General features: G+C 75.4%; 10 protein-coding genes. 4 read left to right on the plus strand and 6 right to left on the minus strand.

Annotated elements, in window-relative coordinates; all coding sequences use genetic code 11:
- The first annotated feature begins 176 nt into the window (after positions 1 to 176).
- On the plus strand, positions 177 to 1667 hold the full coding sequence (locus IE106_RS05625) for a DNA-binding protein NsdB (RefSeq protein WP_189530432.1): 1491 nt from the start codon (positions 177 to 179) through the stop codon (positions 1665 to 1667).
- 123 nt (positions 1668 to 1790) lie between these two features.
- Here IE106_RS05625 and IE106_RS05630 read toward each other — a convergent pair whose 3' ends face one another.
- Positions 1791 to 3263, minus strand: a complete 1473-nt coding sequence (locus IE106_RS05630; protein WP_189530434.1) for a SpoIIE family protein phosphatase — start codon at positions 3261 to 3263, stop codon at positions 1791 to 1793.
- A gap of 397 nt (positions 3264 to 3660) precedes the next feature.
- Between IE106_RS05630 and IE106_RS05635 the strand changes: the two genes are divergently transcribed.
- The gene (locus IE106_RS05635; RefSeq protein ID WP_189530436.1) at positions 3661 to 4695 is read left to right on the plus strand and encodes an NAD-dependent epimerase/dehydratase family protein; all 1035 of its coding nucleotides are present in this window, start codon (positions 3661 to 3663) and stop codon (positions 4693 to 4695) included.
- A 31-nt stretch (positions 4696 to 4726) separates the two neighbouring features.
- Here the strand turns inward: IE106_RS05635 and IE106_RS05640 are convergent, their stop codons facing one another.
- Positions 4727 to 5599, minus strand: a complete 873-nt coding sequence (locus tag IE106_RS05640; RefSeq protein ID WP_189530438.1) for a VOC family protein — start codon at positions 5597 to 5599, stop codon at positions 4727 to 4729.
- A gap of 194 nt (positions 5600 to 5793) precedes the next feature.
- On the opposite strand from IE106_RS05640, the gene IE106_RS05645 reads away from it, so the two are divergent.
- Positions 5794 to 7299: a DUF6056 family protein gene (locus IE106_RS05645; protein WP_229840069.1), complete on the plus strand. Its 1506-nt coding sequence runs from the start codon at positions 5794 to 5796 to the stop codon at positions 7297 to 7299.
- A 24-nt stretch (positions 7300 to 7323) separates the two neighbouring features.
- Here IE106_RS05645 and IE106_RS05650 read toward each other — a convergent pair whose 3' ends face one another.
- The 3 genes from IE106_RS05650 to IE106_RS30655 all read right to left on the minus strand — a co-directional run bounded on the left by IE106_RS05650 (position 7324) and on the right by IE106_RS30655 (position 10172).
- Positions 7324 to 8298 carry a glycosyltransferase family 2 protein gene (locus IE106_RS05650; RefSeq protein ID WP_189530441.1) on the minus strand — a complete coding sequence of 325 codons (975 nt, stop codon included), beginning with the start codon at positions 8296 to 8298 and terminating at the stop codon, positions 7324 to 7326.
- A 537-nt stretch (positions 8299 to 8835) separates the two neighbouring features.
- Positions 8836 to 9714, minus strand: coding sequence for a trypsin-like serine protease (locus IE106_RS05655; RefSeq protein WP_229840071.1), 879 nt, complete (start codon positions 9712 to 9714; stop codon positions 8836 to 8838).
- A gap of 194 nt (positions 9715 to 9908) precedes the next feature.
- Positions 9909 to 10172 (minus strand): hypothetical protein, encoded by a 264-nt coding sequence (locus tag IE106_RS30655; RefSeq protein ID WP_189530443.1) that lies wholly within the window; start codon positions 10170 to 10172, stop codon positions 9909 to 9911.
- A 177-nt stretch (positions 10173 to 10349) separates the two neighbouring features.
- Between IE106_RS30655 and IE106_RS05665 the strand changes: the two genes are divergently transcribed.
- Positions 10350 to 11186, plus strand: coding sequence for a lytic polysaccharide monooxygenase auxiliary activity family 9 protein (locus IE106_RS05665; protein WP_308427860.1), 837 nt, complete (start codon positions 10350 to 10352; stop codon positions 11184 to 11186).
- Between the two features lie 284 nt (positions 11187 to 11470).
- On the opposite strand, the gene IE106_RS05670 is transcribed toward IE106_RS05665, so the two are convergent.
- On the minus strand, positions 11471 to 13933 hold the full coding sequence (locus IE106_RS05670) for a SpoIIE family protein phosphatase (protein ID WP_189530447.1): 2463 nt from the start codon (positions 13931 to 13933) through the stop codon (positions 11471 to 11473).
- Positions 13934 to 13983 lie beyond the last annotated feature (50 nt).

Genomic DNA, 13983 nt, shown 5'->3' on the forward strand with positions numbered 1-13983 from the left:
CCGGTCCGACACCCTGGGGAATGAGGGCCGTCGCCGGGACGGGGTGGCGCGTTCCTACCTGACACCCCGCCCCGGGTGGCTAACCATCTTGCGCACCCTGGCGAACCCTGGCGAATAGTCGCCAGCCCCATGACAGGGGGCTACTGTCAACTCAGCCGAGAACCTGGGGGCTTGACGTGGCAGGACAACCCAACACCCGCCTCTCCGACCTGTTCGGCCTCGCCGGCTGGTCGAAGGGCGAACTCGCGCGGCTGGTCAACCGGCAGGCGGCGGCCATGGGCCACCCCCAGCTGGCCACCGACACCTCGCGGGTGCGGCGCTGGATCGACATGGGGGAGACCCCGCGCGATCCCGTGCCGAGGGTGCTGGCGGCCCTGTTCACCGAGCGACTCGGCCGTGTCGTGACCATCGAGGACCTCGGGTTCGTACGACACGGGCGCGCCGGGAAACGGCGGGACGTCAGGCACACCGACAACCCTGACGGGCTGCCCTGGGCGCCCGAACGCACGGCCACGGTCCTCACCGAATTCACGGGAATGGACCTCATGCTCAACCGACGCGGCTTGGTGGGCGCGGGTGCCGTGCTCACCGCGGGCTCCGCCATCACCAGCGCCATGAACGACTGGTTCCGCACCGACACCGGGAAACCCGGCACCCACGCCCCCTCCGACGCCCGCCACGCGGACCTCGTGGGACTGGACCGCTACGAGGCCGCCCCCATCGGGCTGCAGGAGGTCGAGGAACTGGAGACCTCCGTCGAGGTGTTCCGCGCCTGGGACGCCGCCAAGGGCGGCGGCCTCCAGCGCAAGGCGGTCGTCGGCCAGCTCAACGAGGTGGGCGGGATGCTCGCCTACCACCACCCCGAGACCATCCAGCGGCGCCTGTGGGGCGTCGCGGCCAACCTCGCCGTCCTCGCCGGCTGGATGTCCCACGACGTGGGCCTGGAGCCCACGGCGCAGAAGTACTTCATCATCGCCGCGCACGCGGCCCGCGAGGGCGGCGACCGGCCCCGCGCCGGCGAGGCACTGTCCCGCTGCGCCCGCCAGATGGTCCACCTCGGCCGGCCCGACGAGGCGCTGGACCTGATCCAGCTCGCCAAGTTCGGCTCGGGCGAGGAGGTCCTGCCGCGCACCCGTGCGATGCTCCACACGATCGAGGCGTGGGCACACGCCTCCATGGGCCGCGGCCAGGCGATGCGCCGCACCCTGGGCGAGGCGGAGGACCTGTTCGTCTCCGACAAGGGGGACGGCCCGCTGCCGGTGTGGATGCAGACCTTCAAGTCCGAGGACCTGTACGGCATGCAGGCCCTGGCCTACCGGACGCTCGCCGAGCACGAGCCGTCCGCCGCCAAGCAGGCGCAGTACTTCGCGCAGAAGGCCCTGGAACTGCGGATCGACGGCCGGGAGCGCTCCAAGATCTTCGACCACCTGTCCATGGCCTCGGCCTGCTTCATCGCCGACGACCCGGAGCAGGCGGACCGGTACGCCCGGCTCGCGCTGGCCGCGATGGGCGGCAACTCGTCCCAGCGCACCTGGGACCGGCTGCGGGAGATGTACCGGCTCACCGGCCGGTACGCCAGCTACTCCAGGATCAGGGACCTGCGGGAGCGGATCGAGTACGCGATGCCGAAGGGCCCGGCGAGGAGGCCGGGGCTCAAGCAGGCCTGACCGGGACGGGCCGGACACGGGCCCGCCGCACCCACACCGCACCCGCCGACGGACCGACGCACATGCGCACATCGACAGACCGACACACCGTCCCTCCCGGCACGCACCCGGGGAGCGGCCTTCCTAGGACGGGTCGCCCACCCTGACCGCCACGACACAGGCGTCGTCAGCGCGCACCGTGCCGCCGAACTCCTCGACCACCATCCGCACACAGTCCTGCGCGTCGCGCGCGCGGGCGAAACCCGGCGCGAGCGCCAGCAGCCGCCGCGTGCCCGACGTGTCCGCGTCGAGCCCGCCCTCGCCCCTGGTCAGCCCGTCCGTGTGGAGCAGCAGCAGATCACCGGGCCGCAGCCGGACCTCGGCCTGCTCGTAGGCGCCGCCCGACGCCGTGGCGCCCAGCAGGGCGCCCTCCGGCCGGTCCAGCGCGCGCCCCGTCCCGTCGCGGAACAGCAACGGGGCGGGGTGTGCCGCCTGCGCCCAGAGCAGTGTCCCCGCCACCGGGTCGTAGCGGCAGCACAGGGCGCTGCCGAGGGCGGGCTGCGCGGCGGCCTCCATCAGCTGGTCGAGGTGGCCCAGCAGCACCCCCGGCCGGACGCCCGCCACGGCCAGGCCCCGCAGGGCGCCGAGCAGCATCGCCGTCGACGACGTCGCGGACACGCCGTGATCCGTGAGGTCACCGACCGTGAGCAGCGCGTTCCCGTCGGGGAGCTCCAGCACGTCGTACCAGCCGCCGCCGGTCCGGCCGCCACCGGACGGCAGGTGGTGCCCGGCGACGTCCAGCGGGGTGCCGCCGCCGGCGGCGAGCCGCAGCGGTCCGCGCCAGGGCGGCAGGACCGCCTCCCGGAACTCCGCCACGAGCCGCCGCTCGGCCTGCTCCCGTTCCTGCCGCCGGCGCAGCGACTCGCGGGACTCGCGTACCGCGCGCTCGCTGCGGCGCAGCTCGCTGACGTCCCGGAACACCGCCCACATGGACGCCGTGCGGCCCTCGCCGTCGAGGACCGGCTCGCCCGCCACGTGCAGGGTGCGCACCCGGCCGTCGGCCCGTACGACCCGGAACTCCCCGTCGATCGGCTTGCCGTCGACGAGGCAGTCCGTCACCAGCCGGGTGAGGAGCGGCTGGTCCTCCACGAACACCAGGGACGGCAGCTCGTCCAGGGACATCGGCCCGGCCTCGGGGGGGCGGCCGATGATCCGGTACAGCTCCTCGGACCAGCCGACCTCGTCCGTCAGGAGGTTCCACTCGGCGCTCCCGACGCGGGTGAGCAGGGAGCCGGTGGCCCCCTCGCCGTCCGGGCGGCCGTCCCGCTCGCCCGGGCCGGGCTCCTCCTCCGCGGCCGTCCCCGGCCGCGCGGGCCGCTCCGGGACGCCCTCCCTGAGCTGCCCCAGGTGGGCGCCCAGGTCGTCGAGCTGGTGCACGGCCAGGTCGCACAGGGCGCGCTGCCAGCGGGCCCGCGGGTCGGTCTCGTCGGACGCGGCGTCCCGGCGCACGGCGTCCACCTCTCCGCGCAGCCGGCGGGTCTGCGAGATGAGGGCGTCCACCGGGCCGCGCTCCGGCGGCTGCTGGCTGGGACGGTCCGCGAACAGAGGGGACGGCATGGGGGACTCCGATACAGGTGCGCGGCCATGGCTTGAAAGCAAGGACCACCCAAGACTGTGACACAGGCGCGGAGCGGCCGTAAGGCGTTTGGCAACACTCGGATCGGCCATGTCTCCGGCATATGCCAAAGGCGGGGAGGGTTTTGGCCAGGGTGGCCGGAAGGCTTGGGAAACGTGTACGAAAACGATCTCCCGACGGCCCTCGGCCCCCTGCCGCCGCCGCGCCTCCCCGCACGTCACGGGCCCGGCACGACGCGGAAGGATCACCGCGCCCCCCTCCCGCGCAGAGGTGAACCGGCGCGAACCGGGTACCCGGCACGCTCCGGGGGCGCATCCGCGCGCCGCCCGGCGACGAACAGGGTCCCGCGGACCGGACGACCGACGGAGGGCAGCACCCGTGACCACGCAGCCAGGCAGGAGGGTCGTCGTCACCGGCGCCACCGGGAACGTCGGCACCAGCGTCGTCGCCGCACTCGCCGACGACCCGCGCGTCGGTTCCGTCCTCGGCGTGGCGCGCCGCCGCCCCCGCTGGTCCCCGCCGCGCACCGAGTGGGCGGAGGCGGACATCGAGAAGGACGGCGATCGCGAGCTGACCGCCCTCTTCGACGGCGCCGACGCCGTGGTCCACCTGGCCTGGGCGTTCCAGCCGACCCACGACCCGATCGCCACCTGGCGCACCAACGTCCTGGGCGGCATGCGCGTCTTCCGCGCGGTCGCCGAGGCCCGGGTCCCCGCCCTGGTGTACGCCTCGTCGGTCGGCGCGTACGCGCCGGGGCCGAAGGACCGGCGCGTCGACGAGTCCTGGCCCACCCACGGCTGGCCGGAGGCCGCGTACTGCCGCGAGAAGGCGTACCTCGAACGCGTCCTGGACGGCTTCGAACCCCGTCACCCCGACGTCCGCGTGGTCCGGATGCGCACCTCCTTCCTCTTCAAGGAGGCCTCCGCGAGCGAGCAGCTGCGCATCTTCGCCGGGAACCTCGTCCCCGGGCGGCTCGCCGACCCGCGCTTCGTGCCCGTCGTACCCGACATCGAGGGCCTCGTCTTCCAGGCGACGCACACCGACGACGCCGCGGACGGCTACCGCCGCGCGGTCCTCGACGACACCGCCCGCGGCGCGTACAACCTGGCGGCCGACCCGCCGCTGGGGCCCGGCGAACTCGCCGCGCTCCTCGACGCCAGGGTCGTCCGCCTGCCGCGCCCGGCGGTCCGCGCCGCGCTCGCCGCGGCCTGGGCGCTCCGCCTGGTGCCGTCCTCGCCGCAGCTGTTCGACGCGTTCCTGCGGCTGCCGCTGATGGACTGCTCCCGCGTCCGGGACGAGCTGGGGTGGCGGCCCCGGCACACCGCCCCGGAGGCCGTCGGGGCACTCCTGCGGGGGCTGCGGGAGGGGGCCGGCATGGACACGGCCCCCCTGCACCCCCGCAAGGCGGGCTGACCGCGCACGCCCGGGCGGGGGAGGGGCGGCCTCAGTCGGGCGGCTCCGCGACGGCCGCGTCCGCGTCCGCCAGGGCGGTGGCGATCCCCGTGCGGTCGGCGGTCCCCGCGTCCGTCAGGGTGAACAGTCCGCCGTCCGGGTCGCGCAGCGTCGCCTGCACCTCCGGCTCGTGGGCGATCACCGTCCCGCCGTGCTGCAGCGCGGCCGTCACCCGCTTCTCCACGTCCGACACCGGGAAGTGCACCTGCCAGCGCGGCCGGATCGCCGGGTCCGGGGCCTGCTCCAGCGCGCCCGACGACAGCCGCGCCACCGCCCGCCCGGCGCTGCGCAGCACGACCTCGTCGCCCTCGTACTCCACGTCGCAGCAGCCCGGCCGCCCGCACGCCCAGTCCAGGACCTCCCCGTAGAAGATCGCCGCCTCGAACGCGTCCCGGGTGTGCAGCCGCACCCACGCCGGCGCCGCCGACCGCCACCCCTCCCACCCGGTGGGCAGCTCGCCCTCCCAGATGCCGAACACCGCCCCGTCCCGGTCCGCCGCCAGCGCCCCGCGCCCCAGGGCGAACGCGACCGGCCCGACCGCCACCGTGCCGCTGCGCTCCCGGATGCGCCCCGCCGTCACGTCCGCGTCCTGCACGGCGAAGTACGGCGTCCAGGCCACCGCCACGTGGAACGCCGACGCCAGCGCGCCCATCCCGGCGATCACCTTGCCGCCGGACAGGGCGACGCTGAACTCCTCCCCGAGCCGCGCGGGCCGGAACTCCCACCCCATGACGGCCCCGTAGAAGTCGTGCGCGGCCCCCAGGTCGCGGGTCATCAGGCTGACCCAGCACGGCGCCCCGTAGACCCCGCCGCTCGATGTCGCTGCCGTTCCCGAAGCCGTGGCAGCCGTCGGTTCTCTGGTCATGTGCCAACCATCCCGGTGTCGCCTCGCGCGTCATCCGACCGCTGTCCATCCTGTCACTGTTTGCCCCTCGGGTGCCTTTTCTCCGTTCTCGTCGCGGCGGGACCCCGGGGCGTGCCGGGCCCCGGCGGAACGGCGCCGCGGAAAAACCCCTCTACGGTGTCGATCAGTGTTCCCCCCGAAAGGCAGTGGTGAGAATGGCCGTCGGCGCGCCCCGCGTCACCGACCCCGACGACGAGGACACGCGGCGGGGCGGCGGCCCGCGCCCCGCCCGGACCGCCGCCACGGCGGGGGTCCTCGCCCTCGCGGCCCTGCCGCTCGCCCTGCTGGCGGCGGCCTCGGGCCTGGGCCGGTACGTCCGCCCCTCGGCGGACGAGTGGTGCTTCCTGCCGCTGGTCCGCGACCACGGCGTCGCCGGGATCGTCGAGCAGTTCTACGCGACCGACAACGGCCGCCTCGCCAACGGCCTCCTCGTCGGCCTCTACGCGAAGGCCCCGGTCGCCGGACACCAGTGGTACGCCGCCGTCAGCGCGGTGGTCGTGCTCGGCCTGCTGTGGGCCCTCACCGCCCTGCTGCTGCGCCGCGCCGGGTTGCGGGCGCCGCGCGGCACGGCGCTCCTGGCGGCCGCCATGACGAGCGCGGTGTTCCTGTTCGCCACCCCGAACACGTACAAGACCTTCTACTGGCCCGCCGCCTCGGTCTCCCACACCCTCGCCCCGGTCCTGGCCGCCGGAGCCGCCCTGCCCCTGCTCGCGGCGCGCGGCCGGCGCGGCCGGGTCGCCGCCCTCGCCACCGTCCTCGTGGCCGGGGCGTTCCTGGGCACGCTCTCCGAGGAGGCGTCGGTCGTCGCCCTGGTCGTGCTGGGCGCCGCCGTCGTCCTCGCCCCGTGGGTCCTGGCCGCACGCGTCCGCCGCACCGTGCGGGTCTGGGCGCTCACCGGCGCGGCGGGCATCGCCGCCGGCACGCTCCTGCTGGTCACGTCCCCCGGCTCGCGCAACCGCCGCGAGCGCTACGACGCCGAGACCGTCTCCCTGCTCGCCCCGGACTCCCTCGTCACGTCCCTCAAGCTGTTCGTCCGCATCCTGGAGACGGTCCTCACCACCTGGCAGTACGCGGGCGCCGTCGCCGCGGGCGTCCTGCTGGGCCTCCTGGCCCGCCGCCGCCCGGACGCCGGGCCCGCCGTCCTCCTGCCGTACCGCCCGCTGCGGCTGCTGTCCCTCGGCGCGCTGGCGTTCCTCGTCTCCGGCTACCTGTGCACCGTCATCACCTACCCGGTGTTCGGCACCCGGGTCCTCACCACGGAGCGCACCTGGAACGACTACCTGCTGCTGTACGTCCTGCTGCTCGTCGCCGCCGGCGCCTTCCTCGGCCGGGCCCTGCGCCGCGCCGGGCGCCCCGCCGCCGTCCGGTACGCCGCCGCGGCCGTCTCCGCCGCCGTGTGCGCCGCGACCGTCCTGGGCCTGGCCGCCCCGCTGCACCGGCTGGGCGGTGACATGAGGGTCCGGGCCGAGCGGTGGGACCAGCAGGACCGGTTCCTGCGCGAGCGGGCCGCGAGCGGCGCCAGGACCGCCCCGTACACGCCGAACACCGTCGGCCGCATGCTGGAGCCGTTCGGCGGGGGCGGGAAGAACCAGTGGCCGGCGCGCTGCGTCGCCGACTACTACCACCTGGACCGCGTCACCGACGGCCGGCGCGCCCCGTAGGACCCCGGGCGGGCCGGCCCCGGGTCAGGGCCGGCCCGCCCGGAGGGGGGAGCGGTCGGCCGCGGGGTCCCCGGAGGCGTCCCGCTCGGTCTCCCGCACCACGTAGTGGGGGCGCCGCTTCGACTCGTGGTAGATCCGCCCCACGTACTCGCCGATCACCCCGAGCGTCGCCAGCTGCACCCCGCTCAGCCCGACGATCGCCGTGATCAGCGTCGCGTACCCCGGCGTGTCGACGCCGTCCAGCAGCGCGTTCGCCACGATCCACAGCGCGTAGGCGAGCGCCGACAGGAACAGCCACAGCCCGCTGTGCACGGCCAGCCGCAGCGGGCGGCTGTTGAACGACAGGAGCCCGTCGATGCCGTAGTTCAGCAGCCGCCTGCCGCCCCACTTCGACGCGCCCGCGGCCCGCGCCGCGTTCTCGTAGCGGAAGCTGACCGTGTCGAAGCCGATCCACGAGAACAGGCCCTTGGAGAACCGGTTGCTCTCCGGCAGCGACAGGACCGCCGCCACGGCGCGCCGCGACAGCAGCCTGAAGTCGCCGGCCCCGTCGACGACCTCCACCTCCATGAACCGCCGCACCAGCCGGTAGTAGGCACGGCTGAACGCCTTGCGGACCGCGCCCTCGCCGGACCGGTCCCGCTGCGCCACCACCTGGTCGTAGCCGTGCTGGTGCAGCTCCAGCATCCGCGGCAGCAGCTCCGGCGGGTGCTGGAGGTCGGCGTCCATCAGGACCACCGCCGCGCCCCGGGACATCCGCATCCCGGCGAGCATCGCCGACTCCTTGCCGAAGTTCCGGCTGAAGGACGTGTACCGCACCCGCGCGTCGGCGCGGGCCAGCTCCCGCAGCCGCTCCACGGTCCCGTCGCGGCTGCCGTCGTCCACGTAGCAGATCTCGAAGGCGGTCCCCGTGGGCTCCAGCGCGGCCACCACCGCCGCGTGGAAGGCGCCGATCACCTCGCTCTCGTCGAAACACGGGACGACGACCGAGACATCCACCATTGCTGACCCACTCCATGCACGCCGATGCGGGACGCCCCTCCGGTACCCGCCGCACCCGGAAGATGCCGAGCGGGTCGCCGGGGTTGCCTCCACTCCGCTACCAGCGCCGCACGGCCCCGCACCGTCCGCCACCCGGGTCGCCCGGACGGGTGCCGTGCCGTCCGCGCCGTCCGTGCGAACGGCCCCGGCCCCCCACCAGGGGGACCGGGGCCGGGTACCGGCGCCCACGGTGTCCGCGCGGGACGGCGACGGGTGGGTCACCCATCGCCGCCCGTGCGGCCCTCCTCACCGCGGCGCCCGCCGGAGGGCCCGCTCCCGCTTCCGTCGGACGGAAGCGGGCACGGGCGTGTTCGGTGCCGGTCTCGCCGTGGGACCGCGGGGGTCCGGCGGCACCGGCGGCCGCCGCGATCCCCTCGACCGCGGTCCGTCCTCCGTGATCGGGAACCCGGTCCCCGGGTCTCCCCTTGCACAACCGGAGACCGGGTTCCCCGTCACGCGCGGGACGCACGGCGCGCCCCGCATCCGTTCCGTCCGCCCCTACGGGAGGGTCACGAACGGCGCCAGGAACGCCCGCGCACCGGGCGCGTCCAGGCGGTAGGCCACATTGGTCGCGTAGCACGGGCCGTCACCGGTGATCGTCGTCGCCACCAGCGTCCGCTTCCCGTCCAGCAGGGCGAAGTTCGGCCCGCCCGAGTCGCCGTAGCAGGCTCCGCCGTTGCCCTGCGGCGCGGTCATCCCGAGCCGCACCCACGCGGTGTTGAGCGCGTTGAACGACACGGGCGCCTTCATCCGCACGCCGCCGCCCGGGTGGGTGTGGCCGCCCGGCCCGCGCCGCGCCTCCTGCGTGCCGTACCCGGCGACGGTGAACGACGCGTCCTCCAGGCCCCGCGGGCCGAGCGCGCCGAGCGCCCCCTCCCGGGGCAGCGCCGCCGGGGTGAACGACCAGCGGGCGGCGACCTGCGCGGCGGGCAGTTCGACCACCGAGATGTCGCGGGTGTCGGCGGCGGGCCCGGGGTAGCCCGGGTGGTTGTGCGCGGTGCCCTCGACGGCCACGTCACGGGCGACGGCCGCCGGGTCGCCGGGGTGGCGCCCGGCCGCCTCGTCGAGCGCCGCCCGCACGTCCTGGTCGAGGGAGACGAAGAACCGCACGTTCTCCGGCCAGTCGGTGGTGCAGTGCGCCGCGGTGAGGAACGTGTCACCGTCGATCATGGTGCCGGAGCACACCCAGTCGACCCGGTCCGCCGTCGCGGGGTCGCCGTCGTCGTCCCAGGTGGCCACCAGCGCGCCGACCTCGGTGCGCTCGGGGGCCGGTGTCGCGTGGTACGAGTTGATCGCGGAGGACGGCACGGCCGCGCCGACGACGACGGCGCAGGCGACCGCCAGGGCGGCGCTCATGCGGGCGGGGATGACGGTCAAGAGAAACCCTTCCGGACGGCGAGTGAACAGGTGCTTCTCCTGCGGGGTGACCGAAAGTGAAACGCGTGGCGCCCACCCGGGGAAAGAGGGAAACCCCTGGACCACCCCTACACCCCCCTCGCCGCCCCCTGGCCTGTCCCGGCGTCCGCCCGCCGATCGCCGTCGCCCGGCGCGGCCGGCGTGGGGGAGCGGCGTCAGCCGCCCAGCGGCAGCCCGCCGGTGGGCAGGCCGCCGAGCAGCTCGCCGGGCAGTCCGCCGCCGACGGGCAGGCCCGCCGGGTGGCCCTGCCCCCCGCCCCCGGTCCCGAGCGTCCCGGCGGTGTCGAGGTCGGAGGTCACCGACGCGTCGACCGACGTGGGCGGCGCCTCGGCGGCCGCGGCGGGGAGGACCGCGGCCGTCCCCGCGCCGGCGATGCCGGCGCAGACCGTGAGGAGGCGGGTGCCGGTACGGATGCTCATGTCTCACTCCTGGGGTCGGGCGGGGAGGGCTGACGTCCAGCCCGACTGGGGAACGACGGGGCCGGCGCGGCGTCACGGGGCGAAGTCGCCCCCACCCCTTGAACTTGGTCTAGTCCAATGCCAAGCTACTTGCGAGCCGCCCGACTTGAGTCCCCCACCGAGGAAGGGACCCCCCACGTGTCACTGCGAAAGACCACCCGAGCAGCGGCGGTAGTCGCCGCAGCACCCCTGCTCATCGTCCTGACCCCCACGCAGGCGACGGCGCACGGCACCATGTACGGCCCGGTCAGCCGCGTCGCCACCTGCTACGCCGAGGGCCCGGAGAACCCGGACACCCAGGTGTGCAAGGACCTCGTCGCGACGAGCGGCACGCAGCCGCTCTACGACTGGAACGAGGTCAACATCGCCAACGCCAACGGGCAGCACCGCCAGCTGATTCCCGACGGCAAGCTCTGCTCGGCCAACCGCGAGAAGTACAAGGCGCTCGACTGGGCCCGCACCGACTGGGCGGCCACGCCCGTCTCCTCGGGCGCGCTGCACTTCAAGTACCGCGTCACCGCCCCGCACCCCGGCACCATGACCGTCTACATCACCAAGGAGGGATACGACCCCACCAAGCCGCTGAAGTGGTCCGACCTCGACCAGACCCCGGTCGCCGTGGCGAACGTCGCGAGGACGGCGCCGAGCGGCTGGTACGAGTTCGACGGCAACCTGCCGCAGCGGTCCGGCCGGCACCTGCTGTACAAGGTCTGGCAGCGCACCGACAGCCCGGAGGCCTTCTACAGCTGCTCGGACGTCACGTTCTCCTCGGTGAGTGCCGCGTCCGCGCCGAAGGCGCCGACCGAGAAGCAGATTGAGGCGGGCCTGTCCAAGTCGACCGTCAGCCACCACGGCCACGGCGGTGACACGACGGCCCAGGAGCGCAACGTGCTGCCCCAGACGCTGGCCAGCGTGGCCGCGGTGGGCATCACGGCCGCCTGCTTCCTCACCACCCGTCGCCGCAGGACCTCCTGACGGCCCACCGGTCCGGCGCGGCGCCCCGGCCCCGCGCCGGACCACCGGTGCCCGGCGCGGCCTGCCGCGGACCCGCGGCGGCCCGCTCGCCCCGGGAGGCGCCCGGTGCCGCCGGTGAAGGGGGCCGGGCGGACGGACCGCCCGGCCCCCTTCACGGTTGGCCGGCGGCGGAAGCCGTCATGGGCGACGGAGGTGCCTGCCGGCGGGGTGACCGCGGTGCGGTTGCGCGGGGGCGCGCCACCACGCCGGGGCCCACGTCCCCCGGGCCGCCCCGCCGGCGGGCGCTACCCTCCCGGGACGCCGACCGTCCCGGCCGGACCCAGGGCGCCGGGCATGCCGCCCAGTGGCTGCTCCGTCCAGACCGTCTTGCCGTCACGGGTGTACCGGGCGCCCCAGCGCTCCGTCAGCTGCGCCACCAGGAACAGGCCGCGCCCGCCCTCGTCGGTGCTGCGGGCCCGCCGCAGGTGCGGAGCCGTCGTACTGCCGTCGGACACCTCGCAGATCAGCGAGGAGTCCCGGATCAGACGCAGCTGCACCGGCCCGGACGCGTACCGGTAGGCGTTGGTCACCAGTTCGCTGACGATCAGCTCCGTGGTGAACACCAGGTCCTCCAGCCCCCACCGCGTCAGCTGCGCCGCCGTCAGCCGCCGCGCCCGCTGCGCCGCGGTCGGCTCGGCCGGCAGCGTCCACGTCATCACCCTGTCGTCGGCCAGGACCCGCGTGCGGGCGAGGAGCACGGCCACGTCGTCGGTGGGGTGCTCGGGCATCACGGTCCGCGTCACCCTCGCGCACAGGGCCTCCAGGTCGTCCCCCGGATCGCTCAGCACCTCGTACAGCAGCCCGAGCCCCTCCTCGACGTCGTGCCGGCCCGACTCGACGAGCCCGTCCGTGTAGAGCGCGATCAGACTGCCCTCCGGCAGTTCGAACTCGGCGTTCTCGAACGGCAGGCCGCCCAGGCCCAGCGGCGGGCCGGCGGGCAGTTCGGCGAGGACGGCGCGCCCGTCCGGCGTGACCACCACCGGCGGCGGGTGCCCGGCCCGTGCCAGCGAACAGCGCCGCGAGATCGGGTCGTACACCGCGTACAGGCAGGTGGCGCCCACGATCTGCTCCCCGGTCACCGGGCCCGCCGCCTCCTGCTCCCCGGCGATCCGTCCGACCAGGTCGTCCAGCTGCGACAGCACCTCGTCGGGTTCCAGGTCGAGGCCGGCCAGCGTGTGCACGGCCGTGCGCAGCCGCCCCATCGTCGCCGCCGCCGGCACGCCGTGCCCGACCACGTCGCCCACCACGAGGGCGACCCGCGAACCGGACAGCGGGATCACGTCGAACCAGTCCCCGCCGACCTCCGTGGCGCCGCCCGCCGGCAGGTACCGGTGGGCGACCTCCACCGCCGGGTGCTCCGGCACGTCCACGGGCAGGAGGCTCCGCTGCAGCGACAGCGCCGCCGTGCGCTGCTGCGTGTAGCGGCGGGCGTTGTCGATGGAGACGGCGGCCCGCGCGGCGAACTCCGCGGCCAGCGTCAGGTCGTCCTCCTCGAACGAGTCCGGCCGGTACGCCCGCCACAGGCTCACCACGCCCAGCACGGCCCCGCGGGCGCTCAGCGGCACCACCATCAGCGAATGCGCGTCCGCCTCCCGCCCCGCCGCCCCCGCGGTGTCCTCGGCCCGCGCCGCCGTGTCCGTCTCCAGCACGGGCCGCCGCTCCCGCAGGCACCGCGCCTGGGCCGGCTCCGGGGCGAACACCACCTGGCCGTCGGGGCGGCGCGCGGCCGGCGGGGGCGGCTGGGTGACGCAGCCCAGCGCCGCCCGGTACAGGCGCCCCGAGGCCTCCGGTTCGGGCTCCCCGCCCCGTACGACCGGCTCCAGCAGGTCCACGGCCACGCAGTCGGCGAGACCGGGCACCGCCACCCGCGCCAGTTCCTCCGCCGTACGGGTGACGTCGAGGGTCGTGCCGATCCGCTCGCTGGCGTCGTTCAGCAGGGCGAGCCGCCGACGGGCCCGCTCCCGGTCGCTCACGTCCTCCACGAACTGGGTGACCCCCAGCACCTGCCCGGCCGGGTCCTGCATGCGGAAGGCCGACACGGCCACGAACCGCTCCCGGCCCGGAGGGTCGGTCAGCAGCCGGCACGGCTGCTCGGTGAAGATCAGGGGGCGGCCGGTGTCCAGGACCGACCGCAGGCCGCGCTCCGCGGTCTGCGCGTCCGGCGTGACGAGGAAGTCGCCCATCCGGGCCCCGCGCAGCGAATCGGCGGGCGCGTCCGCGAACATGGCGATGGCCCGGTTGACCCGCAGGATGCCCAGGTCCGGGCCGTGCACGCTGACCCCGATGGGGCAGCGGCGGAAGATCCCGTCGAGCAGCGAGCGGTCGGTCTCCCACTGGATCACCTCGTCCGCCGGCGCGCCGACCAGGAACCACTCCTCGCGGTGTCCGGCCCGCAGGACGAGCCGCGCGCGAAACCCCATCCGCAGCGGTTGCCCGTCCTTCCGCCGCACCGGCAGCACCCCGAACCAGCCGCCCGCCCCGACGCACGCCGTGACCACCTCCACGGCCGCCGCCCGGTCCGCCACGTCGATGAGCACGTCCAGCGCGCGGCGGCCGATGACGTCCTCTGGCCGGTAGCCGAGCAGGTCCTCGGCGAGCATGCTCCAGCCGACGACCGTGCCCCGCGCGTCGAGGACGGCCGTCGCCGCCCGGTGGAGGGAGAACGGGTCCTCCGGGCTCTCGGTGAACGTTCGCAGCGGCGTGTCCATCGCCCTCACCCTCGTACGGGAGGACGGCCCCGGCAAGCGCTGCCGGGGCC

The sequence above is a fragment of the Streptomyces roseolilacinus genome, from assembly GCF_014649335.1.
GTDB classification, from domain to species: Bacteria; Actinomycetota; Actinomycetes; order Streptomycetales; family Streptomycetaceae; genus Streptomyces; species Streptomyces roseolilacinus.